Source organism: Phenylobacterium sp. (assembly GCF_035569475.1).
Classification (GTDB): domain Bacteria; phylum Pseudomonadota; class Alphaproteobacteria; order Caulobacterales; family Caulobacteraceae; genus Phenylobacterium.
The window spans coordinates 1-16,573 of the sequence record NZ_DATMNA010000099.1 but is presented as its reverse complement, the minus strand read 5'-3'; the positions used below and the strand labels follow the sequence as shown (position 1 = coordinate 16,573).

At 69.4% G+C, this 16,573-nt stretch carries 16 protein-coding genes and 1 tRNA gene; 7 read left to right on the top strand and 10 right to left on the bottom strand.

Translation table 11 applies throughout. The features are described from left to right. Window positions 1-45 precede the first annotated feature (45 nt). Window positions 46-261, top strand: a complete 216-nt coding sequence (locus VNW53_RS15905) for a general stress protein (protein ID WP_325556779.1) — start codon at window positions 46-48, stop codon at window positions 259-261. Between the two features lie 66 nt (window positions 262-327). Here the strand turns inward: VNW53_RS15905 and egtB are convergent, their stop codons facing one another. Next, complete coding sequence (egtB, locus tag VNW53_RS15900; protein ID WP_325556833.1) at window positions 328-2,511, bottom strand: ergothioneine biosynthesis protein EgtB; 2,184 nt, start codon at window positions 2,509-2,511, stop codon at window positions 328-330. Window positions 2,512-2,814: 303 nt separating this feature from the next. On the opposite strand from egtB, the gene VNW53_RS15895 reads away from it, so the two are divergent. Then, on the top strand, window positions 2,815-3,375 hold the full coding sequence (locus VNW53_RS15895; protein WP_325556778.1) for a sigma-70 family RNA polymerase sigma factor: 561 nt from the start codon (window positions 2,815-2,817) through the stop codon (window positions 3,373-3,375). 65 nt (window positions 3,376-3,440) lie between these two features. Beyond that, window positions 3,441-3,686: a hypothetical protein gene (locus tag VNW53_RS15890; protein WP_325556776.1), complete on the top strand. Its 246-nt coding sequence runs from the start codon at window positions 3,441-3,443 to the stop codon at window positions 3,684-3,686. A 16-nt stretch (window positions 3,687-3,702) separates the two neighbouring features. On the opposite strand, the gene VNW53_RS15885 is transcribed toward VNW53_RS15890, so the two are convergent. Next, window positions 3,703-5,445, bottom strand: coding sequence for a CocE/NonD family hydrolase (locus VNW53_RS15885; protein WP_325556775.1), 1,743 nt, complete (start codon window positions 5,443-5,445; stop codon window positions 3,703-3,705). A gap of 154 nt (window positions 5,446-5,599) precedes the next feature. On the opposite strand from VNW53_RS15885, the gene kynU reads away from it, so the two are divergent. Next, complete coding sequence (gene kynU / locus VNW53_RS15880) at window positions 5,600-6,850, top strand: kynureninase (RefSeq protein ID WP_325556773.1); 1,251 nt, start codon at window positions 5,600-5,602, stop codon at window positions 6,848-6,850. A gap of 92 nt (window positions 6,851-6,942) precedes the next feature. Continuing rightward, complete coding sequence (locus VNW53_RS15875; protein ID WP_325556772.1) at window positions 6,943-8,742, top strand: ATP-binding protein; 1,800 nt, start codon at window positions 6,943-6,945, stop codon at window positions 8,740-8,742. Window positions 8,743-8,826: 84 nt separating this feature from the next. On the opposite strand, the gene VNW53_RS15870 is transcribed toward VNW53_RS15875, so the two are convergent. From VNW53_RS15870 to VNW53_RS15850, 5 genes are all read right to left on the bottom strand, one after another. Next, on the bottom strand, window positions 8,827-9,009 hold the full coding sequence (locus tag VNW53_RS15870; protein ID WP_325556771.1) for a hypothetical protein: 183 nt from the start codon (window positions 9,007-9,009) through the stop codon (window positions 8,827-8,829). A 114-nt stretch (window positions 9,010-9,123) separates the two neighbouring features. Continuing rightward, window positions 9,124-9,213 (bottom strand) — tRNA-Ser (locus VNW53_RS15865). A gap of 106 nt (window positions 9,214-9,319) precedes the next feature. Then, a complete protein-coding gene (locus VNW53_RS15860; protein ID WP_325556770.1) occupies window positions 9,320-10,315 on the bottom strand; it encodes a PEPxxWA-CTERM sorting domain-containing protein in 996 nt (331 codons plus the stop codon). Window positions 10,316-10,449: 134 nt separating this feature from the next. Continuing rightward, complete coding sequence (locus VNW53_RS15855) at window positions 10,450-11,121, bottom strand: PEPxxWA-CTERM sorting domain-containing protein (RefSeq protein WP_325556768.1); 672 nt, start codon at window positions 11,119-11,121, stop codon at window positions 10,450-10,452. Window positions 11,122-11,222: 101 nt separating this feature from the next. Further along, window positions 11,223-11,495: a sel1 repeat family protein gene (locus tag VNW53_RS15850; RefSeq protein WP_325556767.1), complete on the bottom strand. Its 273-nt coding sequence runs from the start codon at window positions 11,493-11,495 to the stop codon at window positions 11,223-11,225. A gap of 371 nt (window positions 11,496-11,866) precedes the next feature. Here VNW53_RS15850 and VNW53_RS15845 point away from each other — a divergent pair, with 371 nt between their 5' ends. Continuing rightward, window positions 11,867-12,319, top strand: coding sequence for an RcnB family protein (locus VNW53_RS15845; protein ID WP_325556765.1), 453 nt, complete (start codon window positions 11,867-11,869; stop codon window positions 12,317-12,319). 30 nt (window positions 12,320-12,349) lie between these two features. Here the strand turns inward: VNW53_RS15845 and gatB are convergent, their stop codons facing one another. Next, entirely contained in the window at window positions 12,350-13,840 is a 1,491-nt protein-coding gene (gene gatB, locus VNW53_RS15840) for an Asp-tRNA(Asn)/Glu-tRNA(Gln) amidotransferase subunit GatB (RefSeq protein WP_325556764.1), read from the bottom strand. Between the two features lie 301 nt (window positions 13,841-14,141). Here gatB and VNW53_RS15835 point away from each other — a divergent pair, with 301 nt between their 5' ends. Further along, window positions 14,142-14,441: a hypothetical protein gene (locus tag VNW53_RS15835; RefSeq protein WP_325556762.1), complete on the top strand. Its 300-nt coding sequence runs from the start codon at window positions 14,142-14,144 to the stop codon at window positions 14,439-14,441. A 60-nt stretch (window positions 14,442-14,501) separates the two neighbouring features. Here VNW53_RS15835 and VNW53_RS15830 read toward each other — a convergent pair whose 3' ends face one another. Together VNW53_RS15830 and gatA are read right to left on the bottom strand one after the other, a co-directional pair. Further along, entirely contained in the window at window positions 14,502-15,050 is a 549-nt protein-coding gene (locus VNW53_RS15830; RefSeq protein ID WP_325556761.1) for a TlpA disulfide reductase family protein, read from the bottom strand. 52 nt (window positions 15,051-15,102) lie between these two features. Continuing rightward, on the bottom strand, window positions 15,103-16,573 hold a 1,471-nt coding region (gene gatA / locus VNW53_RS15825), incomplete at its 5' end, for an Asp-tRNA(Asn)/Glu-tRNA(Gln) amidotransferase subunit GatA (RefSeq protein ID WP_325556760.1).

The window sequence follows — 16,573 nt, the reverse complement described above, 5'->3', positions numbered from 1 at the left end:
TTAGCCCCACCGAAGGTCACCAGACGCCCGAGGAGCAGACCCCCCATGCCCACCGCTGACACCGGAAAGCCCCGCGCCCGCCGAGGTTTCGCCGCGATGAACCCCGAACGCCGCCGCGAGATCGCCCGCAAGGGCGGCGCCTCGGTGCCGGGCGAGAAGCGCAGCTTCGCCAAGGACCGCGATCTCGCCGCCGCCGCCGGCCGCAAGGGCGGCGAGGCCAGCCGTGGCGGCGGCCGCAATCGCAACCGCGATCTGGGCTAGCGCGCCCCAGCGTCCCGGCAGGGTCGCAGAGCCTGACCGGCCGGCTTTGACGCCGGCCGGGAACGCTCAGGCCATCAGCGACACGACCGCGAAGGCGGGGTCCTCGCTGAGCCAACTGGTTTCAAGGGTCCAGCCCGCCTTGTTCGCCAGGGCCGCGAAGCGCTCCACCGTGAACTTGGCCGAGTTCTCCGTGTGGATGGTCTCACCCTTGGCGAAGGAGAAGACCGAGCCGGCCACCCGCACCCGCTGATCGCACAGGCTTTCGAGGTGCATCTCGATCCGGCTCTCCTCGGCGTTCCAGACGGCGCGGTGGGCGAAGGCGCTCAGGTCGAAGTCCGCGCCGAGTTCGCGGTTGATCCGCGCCAGCAGGTTCTTGTTGAACGCCGCGGTGACGCCCAGGGCGTCGTCATAGGCGGCCACCAGGACCTTTTCGTCCTTCACCACGTCGATGCCGACCAGGAAGCGCGATCCGGCCCCCAACAGGCCCCGCGCGCTCGCCAGGAAGGCCTGCGCCTCCTGGGGCGTGAAGTTGCCGATGGTCGAGCCCGGAAAGAAGCCGGTCACCGGGCGGCCCTGCGCCGCCGCTGGCAGGCTGATGGCGCGGGTGAAGTCCTCCAGCAGCGGCGCCACCGTCAGCTTAGGATAGTCGCGGCGGATGGCGCCGGCCGCCTCGTCGAGGGCGGCGCGGCTGATGTCGATCGGGGCGTAGACGGCGATCTGCGGGGCGGCGTCGAGCAGCAGGCGCGTCTTGGTGCTGGCCCCGCTGCCGAACTCCACCAGGGCCGCGCCGCGGGAGATGATCTGGGCGATCCGAGGCGCAATCCTGCGCAGCAGCGCCACCTCGGTGCGGGTCGGATAGTATTCGGCCAGCTCGGTGATCGCCTCGAACAGGCGCGAGCCCTCGGCGTCGTAGAAGTATTTCGGCGGCACGGCCTTCTGCGGCCGGGCGAGACCCTCCAGGACGTCGGCCTTGAAGGCGCTCGTCACCTCGGCCTGGGCGTCGCGCGCAGCGTCACGGGCCAGGCGCACCCCGGAGAACATCCAGCGCTGCTGCGGATAGAAGAAGTTGCGGTAGCTGGCGCGCGCGTGGCCGGTGGGCGTGACGCAGGCCCCGCCGCGCAGGACGAACTGACCGGCCATGAACTTGCCGTTGTACTCGCCCACCGCGCCGGCGGCGGGCTTGAAGCCCGGATAGGGGGCATAGGCGCTGCGGGTCCATTCCCAAAGGTCGCCGAACACTTGGCGCAGGCCCGTCCCCGGCGGCGCAGCGGCGGCCGCCAGGCGGCCCGAGCCCAGGAAATTCCCCGCGACCGGCAGGTCCTGCGCGGCGTGCTCCCATTCGGCTTCGGTGGGCAGGCGCGCGCCGGCCCAGGCGGCATAGGCCTCCGCCTCATAGAAGCTGACATGGGCGACCGGCGCGGCGGGATCGACGGGGCGCAGGCCGTGCAGGGTCATGGCGCACCAATCGCCGCCCTGATCGCCAGGGCCTTGCTGCCAATAGAGCGGCGCCTGCCAGTCTTCCTCCCGGGCCCTCGCCCAGCCCTCGGAAAGCCACAGCTCGGGGCGGCGGTAGCCGCCGTCGGCCATGAAGGCCAGCCATTCGCCGTTGGTCACCAGGCGGTCGGCCAGCTCGAACGGTTCCAGCCACACCTTGTGGCGCGGCCCCTCGTTGTCGAAGGCGAAGCCCTGCCCGCCGTGGCCGATCTCCACCAGCCCGCCCTCGAAGCCCACGAAGCGCGGCGCCTCGGGAACCTGGCCTGAGGGCGCGGGGCGCGGCGGCGCATAGGCCGGCTGCAACGGCGACTGGGCGAAGAGGTGCAGGACGTCCATCAGGATCAGCTCCTGATGCTGCTCCTCATGGGCCAGGCCGAGGTCGAGAAGGGACGAAAGCGCGCCCGCGCCGCCGCCGTCATCGGGGGCCAGGAGGCGGCCCATGGCGGCGTCCACATGCGCCCGATAGGCGATCACGTCGTCCAGCGACGGCCGGGTCAGCAGGCCCCGCTGCGGCCGCGGCTGGCGCGGGCCGAGCGCCTCGTAATAGGAATTGAACAGGTAGTGGAAGCGCGGATCGAAGGGCTTGTAGCCCGCCAGGTTCGGGATCAGCAGGAAGGTCTCCCAGAACCAGGTGACGTGCGCCAGGTGCCACTTTGTGGGGCTGGCGTCGGGCATGGACTGGGCGAGCTGGTCCTCCCGCGTGAGCGCGCGGGTCAGGACCTCGGTGGCCTGCCGCACCGCGCGGTAGCGGTGCATGGCGCTCGACACGGGCGGATGCGCCGCGGCGACGGGTGGCTGGGCGGCCGCGGACGCGAGCCCATGCGGTTCGTCGGACTGGACCATAGGCCTCCTCTCCGCGCGCCCGTCGCCGGCCGCGCCTCCCCGCCAGGCCAAGACCTAAGCATTCCAGGCGCGGGCGCAACCTTGGCCCGCGAACAAGGTCCTCGAACAGGACTCTTTTTTCCGCTGCCCGAAACCGCCGGAACGGATGCGAAGGGGCCGCGTTGTGGCAGCGCTGGGGGTGGCCAGAGGTGCAGTCGCGTGATGACCCCGGAACAGATGATCGCCCAACCCCGCGCCGTGTCCGACGCCCCACACTGGCGCGACGAGGTGGTGGCCTTGATCCCGGCCCTGCGCGCCTTCGCCTGGTCGCTCTGCCACAACGGTTCTGACGCCGACGACCTGGTGCAGGACACCCTGATCAAGGCCTGGACCAACCGCGAGAAGTTCGAGGTCGGCACCAACCTGCGCGCCTGGCTGTTCACGATCCTGCGCAACACCTACTACACCGCCGTCCTGCGCCGCCGGCGCGAGGTGCGCGACGAGACCGGCGAATACGCGAGCGCACTGAAATCGCCGCCGACCCAGGACTGGAGCGTCGCGCTCCACTCGCTGCAGGTCGCGCTGCGCAAGCTGCCCGACGAACATCGCGAGGCGCTGGTGCTGGTGGGCGCCGCGGGCCTCTCCTACGAGGAGGCGGCCGAGATCTGCGGCTGCGCGCTCGGCACCATCAAGAGCCGCGTCAACCGCGCCCGCGCGCGCCTGCTGAAGATCATGGACGCCGACGACGCCACCGATGTGATGGCGCTGGAAACCATCGCCGTCGCGGGGCGGGCCTGACGGGAACGAGAGCTTGGCCTTGGCCGTTGAATCGTCCGGGACGTCAACGCGAAAGGATCCACGCCATGGCCGATCACGAACAGACTCCGGACGCGGCGGCGGACGCACCGGCCGACCCCGGCTTCGAAGTCGAGGACGAGCGGTTGAACAAGGCGCTGAAGCGCAATGACCGGGCCCGCGCGGGCTCGCCGGGCGCGGAGTTTGGCCACGACCAGACCTACCGCCCCGGCTACCACCAGGGCGGCGTGCGGTTCGGCTTCTTCCACGACTTCGACGAGCGGCCGAAGAACAAGCCGGACGGTAAGGCCTAGGCGCCGGAACTAGGGCCTATTTGCCGTCGGGATAGATGACCGGCAGGACCAGGGCCGAGGGGTGGGCGGCGTCCATGTAGACGCTGTTGGTGGCGACGCGCGGCGCCAGGCGGTGCTGGCCGGCGGGCTCGCCGGTATTGGGGTTCACCTCGAAGCGCGGGCTGTTGGACGAGGTGATGTGCACCGCGATGCGGTGGCCCTTCTCGAAGGTGATCGCCGTCGACCAGAGATCGATATCCAGCTCTTCCGGCGCGCCCGGCGTCATCATCTTGACCTGGTCCGGCATGCGGCCGTTGCGGAAGCGGGCCCGGACCGGGGCGTCGAGCACCAGGGCCTCGTAGCCGTCGGGATAGACGTCCACCAGCTTGGCCATGAAGTCGGTGTCGGGGCCGTCGGTGGCCCCGTAGAGCTCGACCTTCACCGGCCCGGAGATCACCAGGTCCTTGTCCAGCGCCGGCGTCGTGAAGCGCAGGTAGTCCGGCCGCGCCGGGATGGCGCGCTGGTCCATCGGCCCGCGCTCGAAGGTCAGGTTCGCCCCGCCCACCGTCGGGACCGGATTGGCCGGATCGAAGCGATAGCTGAGCTTGGTGCCCTCGCCCGTCGGCGCCTTGCCGGTCAGGGTCTTGTCCGGCGTCAGGTAGAAGCGCAGCTCGCGGTTGGCCGGCGGCCAGTTGGCGGAGGCGCGCATGCCGTTCTTGGGCGAGATCGCGCCCTTCTCCGCGCCGGCCATCATGAAATAGGTCACCGGCGGCTCGTCCATGATGCCGTTGTCGACGCCCTTCAGCCAGTAGTCGAACCAGCGGATCTCCTGGTCGCCGGCCAGGTTCAGGCGGTCGAAGCCGGGATATTCCAGGTTGCCCGACAAGGCCCCGTGGCCGAACGGGCCCATCATCAGCTTCTGGTTGCCGCGCGCGCCCTTCGCGCCCTGGTTCTGCAGGTACTCGAAGTTGGAAATGTTGCCGTGGTTGAAGATGTCGTACCAGCCGCCGACGTTGTAGATCGGGATCTGGATGTACTTGCGGTTCGCGCTCATCGCCGAGCGGTTCCAGAAGATGTCGTCCTCGACGCGGCGGCGCTGGGTGTCGAGCACCTCGTCGGAAACGCCCTGGCCCTTCGACCAGCCCAGCACGTCCTTCTCCTTCAGCACGCCGCCGGGGTAGCTGTTCTGCAGCAGGTCAAAGGGGGCGACGACGACGTAGGCCGCCTTCAGGTGCGGCGGGGCGGCCATGGCCGCTTCATTGGCGGTGATGCCCATGGCTGAGCCGCCGGTGAGCCCGATCCTGCCGTTGCTCCACGGCCGGCCGGCCGCCCATTCGACGCTGTCGTAGCCGTCCTCCACGTCGTTCTCGAAGGCGGCGTAAAAGCCCTGGGAGCGGCCCTTGCCGCGCGTGTCCTGCAGGACGAAGACATAGCCCGCGTCGGTGTAGTGCCTGGCCTGCTTGACCTGGGCCTCGCGCATCTTCGAGCCGTCGGGATCGTGCTCCTTGTCGATGCGGCCGTCCTTCAGATAGGGCGTGCGGGTCATCACCACGGGCCAGGGGCCGGTTCCCGCGGGCTTGAAGACGTTGGCGGCGAGCCGGGTCCCGTCGCGCATGACCGCATATTCCTCCACCGCGCCCGGCGGCAGGCCCGGCCACTTGGCGGCCGCCGCAGCCGTGGCGGCGGGCTTGGCGGGCGGCTTGTCGGCCGCCGAAGCGCCGCCGGCGGCCAGGCTCAGCGCGATGGCCGAGGCCAAGGCGAAATGGGTCAGCTTGTTCATCTTGGACGTTCCCCCGGCGGGTCTTCGCCCGCGAAATGGCTTGGTTCAAATGGCCGCGGCGCAAGGTCCGCAGGAGGTGACTTAAGCACAGGCCGCCCCGGCCCGTCAGCCGCCCCTTTCTGTCCGCGCCCGCGCGCTCTATGAGCCTTGCCATGTGCACGAGACCGCAGCCGTGACCCGCGACGAGGCCCTGGCGCTCGACGCCGCCGATCCCCTGGCGGGCTTCCGCGAGGCCTTCGCCCTGCCGCAGGGCGTGATCTACCTCGACGGCAATTCGCTCGGGCCGCCGCCGCTCGCGGTCCACGAGCGCCTGGCGGAGGTCTCGCGCCGCGAATGGGGCGAGGGCCTGGTGCGCAGTTGGAACACCGCCGACTGGATCGGGGCGCCCACCCGGGTCGGCGACAAGATCGCCCGGCTGATCGGGGCCGCGCCCGGCGAGGTGACGGTGGCGGATTCCACCACGGTGAACCTCTTCAAGCTGGCGGCGGGCGCCTGTTCCCTGCGGCCCGGGCGGACCACGATCCTCTCGGAGGCCGGAAACTTCCCCACCGACCTCTACGCCGTGCAGGGCCTGGGCGCCCTGCTGGACGGCCGCGTGCGGCTGAAGACCGTGGCCCCTGACGAGCTGATCGGCGCGATCGACGAGGACACCGCCGCCGTCGTCCTCACCCAGGTGCACTACAAGACCTCACGGCGCTGGGACCTCGCCGCCGTGACCGACGCCGCCCACGCCAAGGATGCGCTGATGCTGTGGGACCTGTGCCATAGCGTCGGCGCCGTCGCCGTCGATCTGAACGGGGCGCGGGCCGACCTGGCGGTGGGCTGCAGCTACAAGTACCTGAACGGCGGACCGGGCGCGCCGGCCTTCCTGTTCGTGGCCGCCCGCCACCAGGCGGCGATCCGCTCGCCGCTCACCGGCTGGATGGGCCACGCCGAGCCCTTCGCCTTCGAGGACGGCTACCGCCCTGCCGCCGGCATCCGCGGCCAGGTCACCGGCACGCCGCCTATCCTGGGCCTGGCGGCGCTGGAGGCCGGCGTCGATCTGCAACTCCAGGCCGATCCGGCGCTGGTGGAGGCCAAGGGCCTGGCCCTTGCGGAGCTGTTCATCGCCGAGGCCCTGGCGCGGGCCGGCGACGCCGACCTGGCGCTGACCGGGCCCCGCGACGCCGCGGCGCGCGGCCTGCATGTCTCCTTCGCCCACCCGCAAGGCTACGCCGTGGTGCAGGCGATGATGGCGCGCGGCGTCGTCGGCGACTTCAGGGCCCCCGACATCGCCCGCTTCGGCTTCTCGCCCCTGTTCCTCAGCTACGCCCAGGTCTGGGACGCTGCCGAGACGCTGGCCCAGGTGCTGGCCGGCCGGGCCTGGGACCGCCCGCAGTTTCAACGCCGGGCGGCCGTGACCTGAGGCGAGCGACCGGGCCCGGCAACGCAACTTCCGGTCGTAACCTTACGTCAGTACTTTATGGCGATCCTATGAGGCGAGAGGAGGACCCGCAGATGTCTCCCCGCCAAGGAAACGCCCGCGCGGCGCTGGACCTGTTCCCGCACGCAGTGGCTCTGGCTGTTCAGACCAGCCGGAATATCGTTATCCAGGTCTCGGGCCTGGCGATGGTGGTGCTGACCGCCCTGCCCGTGACGCCCTGGCCCTACGTCATGGGCTGGACCATGGTGGCGGTCTCCGTCCTGGCCTCCGAAGACCTTCTGCTGCGCCAGGTGGCGCACAACGGCCGCTTCGCCGCCTTTGCGTCGCGGGTCGCGCCGGTGCTGCGCGTCCTGGCCACCGTCCTCTACGCCCTGGCGGCTCTGGCCCTGATCAGCCGCGGCGGCCCGGTCCAGCGCCTGTTCGCCTTCGCCCTGATGAGCGTCTCGATGGTGCATGTGCTCATGCGCTACTACCGCACGCGCTGGGTGCTGATCGCGAGCCTGTCGCCCTACATCGCCATCCTGGGCCTGATCGCCTTCGGCCAGGCGCGCACGGAACTCATCGCCGGCCACACGCTGGGCGCCATCGCCGCCGGCTTCACCCTGCTGCTGTTCGCGGTGCAGTTCTGGTCGGCCCGCGCCCAGCTCGCGGCGTCCTGGGACGAGCTCATGCGCGCCCGGCAGGCGGCGGAGGAGCGCGAGCGCGCCGCCGAGGCGGCCAACCGCGCCAAGTCCAACTTCCTGGCCACCATGAGCCACGAGCTGCGCACGCCCCTGAACGGCGTCCTGGGCATGGCCCAGGCCCTGACCACCGAACGCCTGACCCAGGTGCAGCAGGAGCGGGTGAAGATCATCCGCCGCTCCAGCGAAAGCCTGCTGGCGGTGCTGAACGACCTCCTCGACCTGTCGAAGATCGAATCCAGCGCGCTTGAGCTAGAAATGGCCGAGTTCGACCTGGAGCATTTGGTGCGCGGCGTGGTGGCCGCCTACCGTCCGCTCGCCGACAAGAAGGACCTGGCGTTCCACTTCGAGATCGGCGAGGACGCCTGCGGCCGCTACATGGGCGACTCCGCGCGCATCCGCCGCGTGCTCTACAGCCTGGCCGACAACGCGGTGAAGTTCAGCGAGGCCGGCGGGGTGACCCTGACGGTCGCGCGCACCGCCGGCGAGGTGGTGTTCACGGTGACCGACACCGGCATCGGCATCGAGTCCCACGACCTGGAACACCTGTTCGAAGGGTTCTACCAGGCCGACTCCGGGAGCACGCGGCGCTTCGGCGGCGCGGGCCTGGGCCTGGCCATCTGCCGCGAGATGACCCAGCTCATGGGCGGCGTCATTGAGGCGGCGAGCGAGCCCGGCGTCGGCTCGACCTTCGTTGTGCGCCTGCCGCTCACGCCGGCGGTGGCCCGCGAGGAGCCCGTCCGCCCCGCCGAAGACGCGGCTGAGCCTCAAGCGGCGAGCGAGCTGCGCGTGCTGGCCGCGGAGGACAACGACACCAACCAGCTCGTGCTGAAGACCCTCTTGGCCCAGGCCGGAATCACCCCGACCCTGGTGGCGAACGGTCGCCAGGCGGTGGAGGCGTGGGAGGCCCAGCACTGGGACATCATCCTGATGGACATCCAGATGCCGATCATGGACGGGGTGGCCGCGACCTTCGCCATCCGCGAACGGGAGCGCACGACCGGCCGGCCGCGCACCCCGATCCTGGCGGTGACCGCCAACGCCATGACCCATCAGGTAGCGGAATACGAGACGGCCGGCATGGACGGCATGGTCCCCAAGCCGATCGACATCGCCGCCCTGTTCGGCGCCATGGAGCAGGCCCTGGAGCCCCCGGCGGACGCATCGGAAGGCCAGGCGGCCTCGGTCGCCTGACAGCGCCAACCGGCGCCGGGAGGCCATGTTCGGCATCGGTCGGCAGGTTCGCGGCCCGATCGTTCCCCGCCTTGAAGCTGCGACTCAGGGTTCGTCGCGATCCCTGCGGCCCGGCGCCTCGGTCTGCCGCCGGGCTTCGCTCTTTGCCCGCTCGAGGAAGGCCGCCGCGATGCCCCGGTAGCTGTCCCGCTCGTCATCGGAGCGCGCCGCATCGGACAGGCGGGAGAAGTGGCAGGCTCGCTCGGCGTAGATTCGGCTGCTGGACATCCGTCCGATCTATACGGAACACCGATATCCGAGGAGTTGGCATCCGGTCGCAGCCGCTGCGGCCGATTGGCGCTCCGGCGGCCCTGCCCTGCGAAGCGCTTCCACGAGGCAGGATGGCGGTGACGGAGGGATTCGAACCCTCGATACCCTTTCAGGTATGACGATTTAGCAAACCGTTGCCTTCAGCCACTCGGCCACGTCACCTTGTTGAAAACGCTCGGGATTCCTCCCGGCGTCATCGCCCCGCCGCGGGCCCGGATCGATGGGCCGCGGCGGGATCGCGGTTTCTAGCCGACGATGAAGGTTCTGCCTAGACGGCTAGCGCGGCGTTGCGGCGGCGAAGCAGGCCGCCCAGGCCGAAGAAGCCCAGGATCAGCATGGCCCACGTCGTCGGCTCGGGGACCGCGTCGGCGTGGTAGAGGAAGTTGTTCGGCCCCTCGGCGACGCCAGAGGCCGTGACGACCACGTCGCCGGCGTCGTTGAGCCCGAACGCGGAGGTGGAGGTCGCCCCCAGGACGTCGATGTCGGTGAAGGCGTCGGCGACGCTGTTGAACACAAACGCATGGCTGTCACCGCCGGCGTCCATCCATTCGCCGGACACCAGGCCATTGTTGTTGATGTCCTCGAACACCGTGCCGACGCTGCCCGCGTCCGGCGCCTGGAAGAAGCTGTAGGCGCCGCCCTGCTCGATGAAGCCCTCCTGGACCCCGCCGACGATGGCCCAGCCGGCCACCGTACCGTCGTCCTCGATCCCGCGCGCCGCCGTGCGCGTCGAGCCGGGCGCCGTGAGCGTGGTGAAGGTCGAGCCGTCGAGGACGTAGCCCAGCAGCGGCGTGGTGGCGCCGGGCCCCGAGTAGTAGTCGCCGACGATGGCCCCGGTCGCGTTCACGCCCTGGGCGATGCCGTGGAGAGGAACCCCGGTGTTGGGATTCTGCAGGGCCGTGACCGCGCCGCCGGTGGTGCGCGTGAACTGGGTGTCGGTGTTGATCGCGCCGGCCGCGTCGGTCGCGTAGCCGATGACGGTGTTGGAATTGTCGATCGCTCGACCATAGGTGGCGAACAGGCCGTTCGCCGAGAAGGTCGTGTAGTTCCCCGCCGCGTCCCGCACAAAGCCGAGGCTGCTGCCGTTGGCCTCGGCGATATTGCCGGTCATCCAGCCCGCGTTGTTGATACCCAGCACCGAGGTCGTTCCCCCGGCCGGATCCACATAGGAAGGGATGGGCGTCAGAGTGGCCGCCTGCGCGCCTCCGAAGGCCCCGACACAGGCGATCGCCGTCGCCGCCAGAAGTCCAAAACGCTTGGTCATGATCGCTTGCCCTCAATGCCACGGGCAAGCTTTACGCTACCGCCCTGGGGGCAAACTGGCGCGGCAGGTTACATTTACAAGCGCCCTCACCCTATGGTTGAAAACCTCGCAGGTGGCGTGAGAACGGCCCCTGATCAGGCTGCGAGGGCTCTCACACGGCGGCGCAGGCCGGCGCCCACGGCCCCGAAGCCCATGATCGTCAGGGCCCAGGCGGCCGGTTCGGGGACGCCGGCCTGCTGGATGTTGGGGCCGAGGGTCGCGCCGATCACCCCGGAGACAGTTCCGCCCGGCGTCGCGCGCTTTACATCGACCGCGAAATAGATCGGCTGATCGTTGCTGGCGGTCGACGTCAGGCTGCCGGCCGAGATGTCGAAGGCGAGCTGGCCGATCTGCGGCGTCGTCCCGGCGCGCGGATCCCAGTCGACCACATAGGAGAAGCCGCCGAGTTGCGAGACGCCGAGCGCGTTGGGGGCCGCGGGGCCTTCGAGGTGGCTTTGGGCCGTATGTGGGCTGTAGGCGAAGAAGTCGCCGGAGATCCCGGTCGTCGTGATCGGCGAGCCCATCGCGTCAAACGCCACCGCGTCCCAGCCGTTGTCGCCCTGGTCGAAATAGACGCCGTTGGCGAGGTCCACGGCGATGTGCAGGCCTCCGGCGCCGCCCGGGGTTACGGTCACCGTGCCGTAGGACGACAGTCCGCAGCCCGCCCCGACGCAGTCGTCGACGTCGAGCAGATAGGTGGCGGCGTGGCCGGCGCCGGCGCATCCCAGCGCCAAGGCCCCCAGCACGCCCGCAGTCCACTTGCTCATCGCACTCATCGTCCGCCGTCCCCGCTCACATGCACAGCGCACGCCTACTGCCTTGATTCGCCGGGACTATCTCCCGACCAGCGGTTGCAGAACCGACTGCTTCAGCCGTGGGCGAGCCATTCGCGGGCCTGGCGCTGCGCTTCGGCCACCTCGTCGGACGCCATCTCTTCGGAGAGCTCCTTGCGGTAGACCTTGGCTTCCACCGAACCGCGCATGGCGGCCAAGTTGAACAGCATGTGGGCCGAAACGTAATCCAGCGGCGCGCCGCCCTGCCCCGTCGAATAGAGCAGGCCCAGACGGAAGAGTTCGTCGCCCGAGGCTTCCGCGCTGGGCAGCGGCAGCCCTTCGTTGGCGACCTGCATTTGCGCAAGCATGACCTTTGTCCCTTCAACAGCCGGCTGGTGTCCGTTCTGGACGCCGATGTCCGGCCTTGGCAGGGGCATGGAAACAGGCGCGCGCTGAACACATGGTTAAGGCGACTGTTGTCAGGCCTTCATCTTGCCACAGGTGTTAAAAGGTCGCAGTTCCCAGGCGAAGACGGCTGCTATCCAGGTCTCCACGGGGATCGTCGGCGGGCGCGAGGGCATTTGCACTGAACCTGTTCAGGCGCAGTTCAGGCGTAGCTGACAGTGTAAGCATCGACCGAGACGCCTTTTTGAGGATGATTGGCGAAATGCGCCGCGCGATCCCGCTTCTGGCCGTCATTGCGCTCTCAGCCGGACTCCTGGCTGGGGCCGGCGACGCTATGGGGAAGGACCACCAGGGGGGCCACCGCGAGGAGGGTCACCGGGAGCAAGGCCCCGGGCGCGGCGAGGGCGGCCGCTGGGCGCCGGGCCGCCAGGGGCCGCCGGGCCAGGCCTATCGCGGCGAGGACTACCGCGGCGGTGGCGGCGGCTACGAACCCCGCGGCTACCCGCAGGGCGGCGACACCAGAATGGATCCCAGAAACGACCCGCGCTACGGCTACCGCGCCGACCCGCGCTATGACCCGCGCGCCTATGCGGCCCCGCCCAGCTATGGCGGCGCGGCCCGGCGCGGCGGCTATCTGGGCCCCGGCGCCGGCGGCGAGGTGATCCAGGACCCCGGCCGGTTCCGTCTGCGCCCGCCGCCCCGCGGCTATGAGTGGGTGCGCACGTCGCGAGGCATGGCGCTGGTGTCGCAGTCCACCGGCCAGGTCTTCGACGTCGTGCCCTACTAGAGGCCAGCCCTCCCCGAACGGGAGGGATGATCAGCCGAGCTTGGCGCGCAGCATCTGGTTGATGACGCCGGGGTTGGCCTTGCCGCCGGTCTCCTTCATCACCTGGCCGACGAACCAGCCGATGGCCTGGGGCTTTTCCTTCACCTGCGCGGCCTGGCCTGGATTGGCCGCGATCAGCTTGTCGATGATGGCTTCCAGGGCCCCGGTGTCGGACACTTGGCGCAGGCCCTGCTTCTCGACGATCTCGGTCGCCGAGCCCTCGCCCAGCCACATCCGCTCGAAGACGTCCTTGGCGATCTTCGAGGAGATCACCCCCTCCTCGATCAACTGGACGAGCTCGGCGATGGCGGCCGGGAAGATCGGACTGTTCTCGATGTCGATGCCGCCGGCCGTCAGGCGCGCCGCCAGGTCGTTGGTCACCCAGTTGGCGACCAGCTTGGCGTCGCGGCCCTGGGCGGCGGCCTCATAGAAGTCGGCCCGGGCCTGCTCGGTGATCAGCACCTGGGCGTCATAGGCGGTGAGCCCGTACTGGCTTTGCAGGCGCGCCTTCTTGGCGTCCGGCAGTTCCGGCAGGGTCGCCTCGATGCGCTTCACCCACGCCGGGTCGAGCTCCAGGGGCAGCAGGTCGGGGTCGGGGAAATAGCGATAGTCGTGCGCCTCTTCCTTGGAGCGCATGGAGCGCGTCTCGCCCTTAGTGGGGTCGAACAGCCGGGTCTCCTGATCGATCTTGCCGCCGTCCTCCAGGATCTCGATCTGGCGGCGGGCCTCGTATTCGATGGCTTGCTGGATGTAGCGGTAGGAGTTGACGTTCTTGATCTCGCAGCGCGTGCCGAGGTGGCTGAAACTGCCGGTCGCGCGGAACTTCTCGTAGTCGCCGGGGCGGCAAACCGAGACATTCACGTCGGCGCGCAGATTGCCCTTCTCCATGTCGCCATCGCAGGTGCCGAGATAGACCAGGATGGTCCTGAGCTTCTTCACATAGGCCGCGGCTTCCTCGGAGGAGCGCATGTCCGGCATGGAGACGATCTCCATCAGCGCGGTGCCGGCGCGGTTCAGGTCGGCGTAGGTGGCGTTGGGGTCCTGATCGTGCAGGAGCTTGGCGGCGTCCTGCTCCAGGTGCAGCCGCTCGATGCGCACCGTGAAGGTCGAGCCGTCGTCATGCTCGACGATCACCTCGCCCGCGCCCACGATCGGGTCCTTGTACTGGCTGATCTGATAGCCCTGCGGCAGGTCGGGGTAGAAGTAGTTCTTCCGGTCGAAGTGGCTCTTCAGGTTGATCTGCGCCTTCAGGCCGAGGCCGGTTTTCACGGCCTGCTCGACGCAGTGGCGGTTGATCACCGGCAGCATGCCCGGCATGGCGGCGTCCACCAGGCTGACCTGCGTGTTGGGGCCCGCGCCCGCGCCCACCGCCGCGCCGCTGAACAGCTTGGCGTTGGAGGCCACCTGGGCGTGGACCTCCAGGCCCAGGACGATTTCCCACGAGCCGGTGCGGCCTTCGATCAGCTTGCTCTTCTCAGTCATGCCGTTTCCCTAGCGCCGACCGGGCGAAAGCGGAAGGCTGAGCCCGCTCGCTGGGGCCGGTCTGCGCAATTCGTGACTCAAGCGTCACCTTGCGCGCGGCGGCGAAAGAGGCCATCAACTCCCCTGCGGACGAAGAGGCTGGGAGCCGATCTCGACAAGCTGAACCAAACGAGCAACGTTCGTAATATCGCCGTTTTTTTGGGCGAGCCAAATTGCCGCGCTTATTGCTTCGTTCTTGCGCGGCGCCCCGCGGTCGCACTCATGCTTCGCGGACACATCATTGGGGAAGGACCCACAAGCCATGAAGACCAAGCTCGTTGCGGGCCTTGCCGCCCTCGCGACCCTCGCCGCCATCCCGGCCTTCGCGCAAACCGCCCCGGCCGCCGGCCCGATGTCGGTCGACAAGTCCACCATCGGCGCCATCTGGGCCGACGAAAAGGGCAAGGCCGTCCTGCAGAAGGACGTCCCCGGCATCGAACAGTACATGGACCAGATCAAGGACATGACGCTGGCCCAGGTGGCTCCCATGAGCCAAGGCGCCATCGACGACGCCAAGCTGAAGCAGATCCAGGCCGACCTCGACAAGGCCGCCGGGAAGTAAGACGGATCGCCGGCCTTCCGCACCCCGTGCGGGAGGCCGGCTCATTCCGCGGGCCGGACGCTAGGGTTTGGCCGGTTGCAGGCTGGCTGCCGTCTGTGCGATCGCGGCCGGCGCCGGCTCTTTGAGAAGCGGCGTGATCAGGGCGTCGAAGCTCTCGTCGTTGAACGCCCCCGCCGCCGCGAAGCGGACGACACCCGCCCGATCGATGACGTAGCTGGTCGGCACCGCGCCCTTTATCCCATAATCCCGGCCAGAGACGCTGGTGCCGAGCGCGTAGGACAGCTTTTGCTGGAGCGGCTCCAGCTTGCGCGCCGGAAAGCTGAGTTCGGTCGTGACGGCGTAGATCTTCAGGTCCGTCCCCGGATGGGTGCGCAGGTAGGTCTCGAACGTCACCATCTCGGCCTTGCAGGGCGTGCACCAGGTCGCCCAGCGGTTTATCACGACCACCTTGCCTTTCAGGTCGGCGGAGGTGACGGCCGTCTTGTTCAACAGGTTGATGGCGTAGGGCTTGGCGAGTTTGCCGACCTCGTCGGGCGCAGGCGCGGCGCGGGCGGCGCCCGCCACCAAGACCATGGTCGCGGCCAAGCCGCAGATCTTGCCGACGTTCATGTCGCCCTCTCAAGCTCTTCGGCGCCGCTCAACCGAAGGGCGCCGAGTCAGCCTACCACCACTTCTGCGGCCTGGCCTGGAAGTTGGCGGCCTTTTCCAGCGCCCCGCCCAGCGAGAACAGGGTGCCCTCATCGAGGGCGCGGCCGATGAGTTGCAGGCCGAGCGGCAGGCCCTGGGCGTCGAGCCCCGCGGGCACGCTCATCCCCGGCAGGCCGGCCAGGTTCACCGTCACCGTGAAGATGTCGTTCAGGTACATGGCCAGCGGATCGTCCGAGCGGTCGCCGAGGCCGAAGGCCGCGCTGGGCGCGGTCGGCGTCAGCAGCGCGTCGACCTTCTGGAACGCCTGGTCGAAGTCGTCGGCGATGCGGCGGCGCACCTTCAGCGCCTTCACGTAGTAGGCGTCGTAGTAGCCGGCCGAGAGGACGTAGGTGCCGATCAGGATGCGGCGCTTCACCTCCGCGCCGAAGCCCTCGGCGCGGGACTTCTCGTAGGTGTCGGTGAGGTTGCCGCCCTCGACGCGCAGGCCGTAGCGCATGCCGTCGTAGCGGGCCAGGTTCGACGAGGCCTCGGCAGGCGCCACGATGTAGTAGGCCGGAAGCGCATATTTGGTGTGCGGCAGGCTCACCTCGACGATCTCGCAGCCGGCGTCCTTCAGCCAGGCGATGCCCTGTTCCCACAGGGCGTCGATCTCGGGCGGCATGTTGTCGACGCGGTATTCCTTGGGAACGCCGATCCTCAAGCCCTTCACCGACCGGCCGACAAAGCTCGCGAAATCAGGTGTTTCCACGGGAAGGCTGGTGGAGTCCTTCGGGTCGTGGCCGGCCATGGAGGTCAGCAGGATCGCGGTATCCTGCACCGTGCGCGCCATCGGACCCGCCTGGTCGAGGGAAGAGGCGAAGGCCACGATCCCCCAGCGCGAGCAGCGGCCGTAGGTGGGCTTGATCCCGACCGTGCCGGTGAAGGCGGCCGGCTGGCGTATCGAGCCGCCGGTGTCGGTGGCCGTGGCCCCGAGGCAGAGCTGGGCCGCCACCGCCGCGGCCGAGCCGCCGGACGAGCCGCCGGGGGTCAGCTTGGCGTTGCCGCCCTGGGCGCGCCACGGATTGACCACCGGCCCCCAGGCCGAGGTCTCGTTGGACGAGCCCATGGCGAACTCGTCCAGGTTCAGCTTGCCCAGCATCACCGCCCCGTCGCGCCACAGGTTCGAGGTGACGGTGCTTTCGTAGGTCGGGACGAACTCGCCGATGATCTTCGAGCCGGCGGTGGAGCGCACGCCCTTGGTGCAGAAGAGGTCCTTGATCCCCAGCGGCGCGCCGTCCAGCGGACCCGCATTGCCCGAGGCGCGGCGGGCGTCCGAGGCCTTGGCCATCTCGATCGCCTGCTCCGGGGTCTCCAGAACATAGGCGTTGAGCGCGCGGGCGGCCTCGACCGCCTCCACATGCGCCCGGGTGAGCTCTACCGAGGAGAAGGACTTGTCGTTCAGGCCGTCGAGCGCGGCCTTCAGCGTGAAGGAGGTGAGGTCGGAC

Excerpts from the sequence above, each read along its gene's own strand:
- VNW53_RS15895 (WP_325556778.1), top strand. The coding sequence starts at position 2,815 with ATGATCGCCCAACCCCGCGCCGTGTCCGACGCCCCACACTGGCGCGAC.
- VNW53_RS15855 (WP_325556768.1), bottom strand. The coding sequence starts at position 11,121 with ATGAGCAAGTGGACTGCGGGCGTGCTGGGGGCCTTGGCGCTGGGATGC.
- VNW53_RS15860 (WP_325556770.1), bottom strand. The coding sequence starts at position 10,315 with ATGACCAAGCGTTTTGGACTTCTGGCGGCGACGGCGATCGCCTGTGTC.
- VNW53_RS15850 (WP_325556767.1), bottom strand. The coding sequence starts at position 11,495 with ATGCTTGCGCAAATGCAGGTCGCCAACGAAGGGCTGCCGCTGCCCAGC.
- egtB (WP_325556833.1), bottom strand. The coding sequence starts at position 2,511 with ATGCACCGCTACCGCGCGGTGCGGCAGGCCACCGAGGTCCTGACCCGC.
- VNW53_RS15870 (WP_325556771.1), bottom strand. The coding sequence starts at position 9,009 with ATGTCCAGCAGCCGAATCTACGCCGAGCGAGCCTGCCACTTCTCCCGC.
- VNW53_RS15845 (WP_325556765.1), top strand. The coding sequence starts at position 11,867 with ATGGGGAAGGACCACCAGGGGGGCCACCGCGAGGAGGGTCACCGGGAG.
- VNW53_RS15885 (WP_325556775.1), bottom strand. The coding sequence starts at position 5,445 with ATGAACAAGCTGACCCATTTCGCCTTGGCCTCGGCCATCGCGCTGAGC.
- VNW53_RS15835 (WP_325556762.1), top strand. The coding sequence starts at position 14,142 with ATGAAGACCAAGCTCGTTGCGGGCCTTGCCGCCCTCGCGACCCTCGCC.
- VNW53_RS15890 (WP_325556776.1), top strand. The coding sequence starts at position 3,441 with ATGGCCGATCACGAACAGACTCCGGACGCGGCGGCGGACGCACCGGCC.
- VNW53_RS15830 (WP_325556761.1), bottom strand. The coding sequence starts at position 15,050 with ATGAACGTCGGCAAGATCTGCGGCTTGGCCGCGACCATGGTCTTGGTG.
- VNW53_RS15875 (WP_325556772.1), top strand. The coding sequence starts at position 6,943 with ATGTCTCCCCGCCAAGGAAACGCCCGCGCGGCGCTGGACCTGTTCCCG.
- VNW53_RS15905 (WP_325556779.1), top strand. The coding sequence starts at position 46 with ATGCCCACCGCTGACACCGGAAAGCCCCGCGCCCGCCGAGGTTTCGCC.
- gatB (WP_325556764.1), bottom strand. The coding sequence starts at position 13,840 with ATGACTGAGAAGAGCAAGCTGATCGAAGGCCGCACCGGCTCGTGGGAA.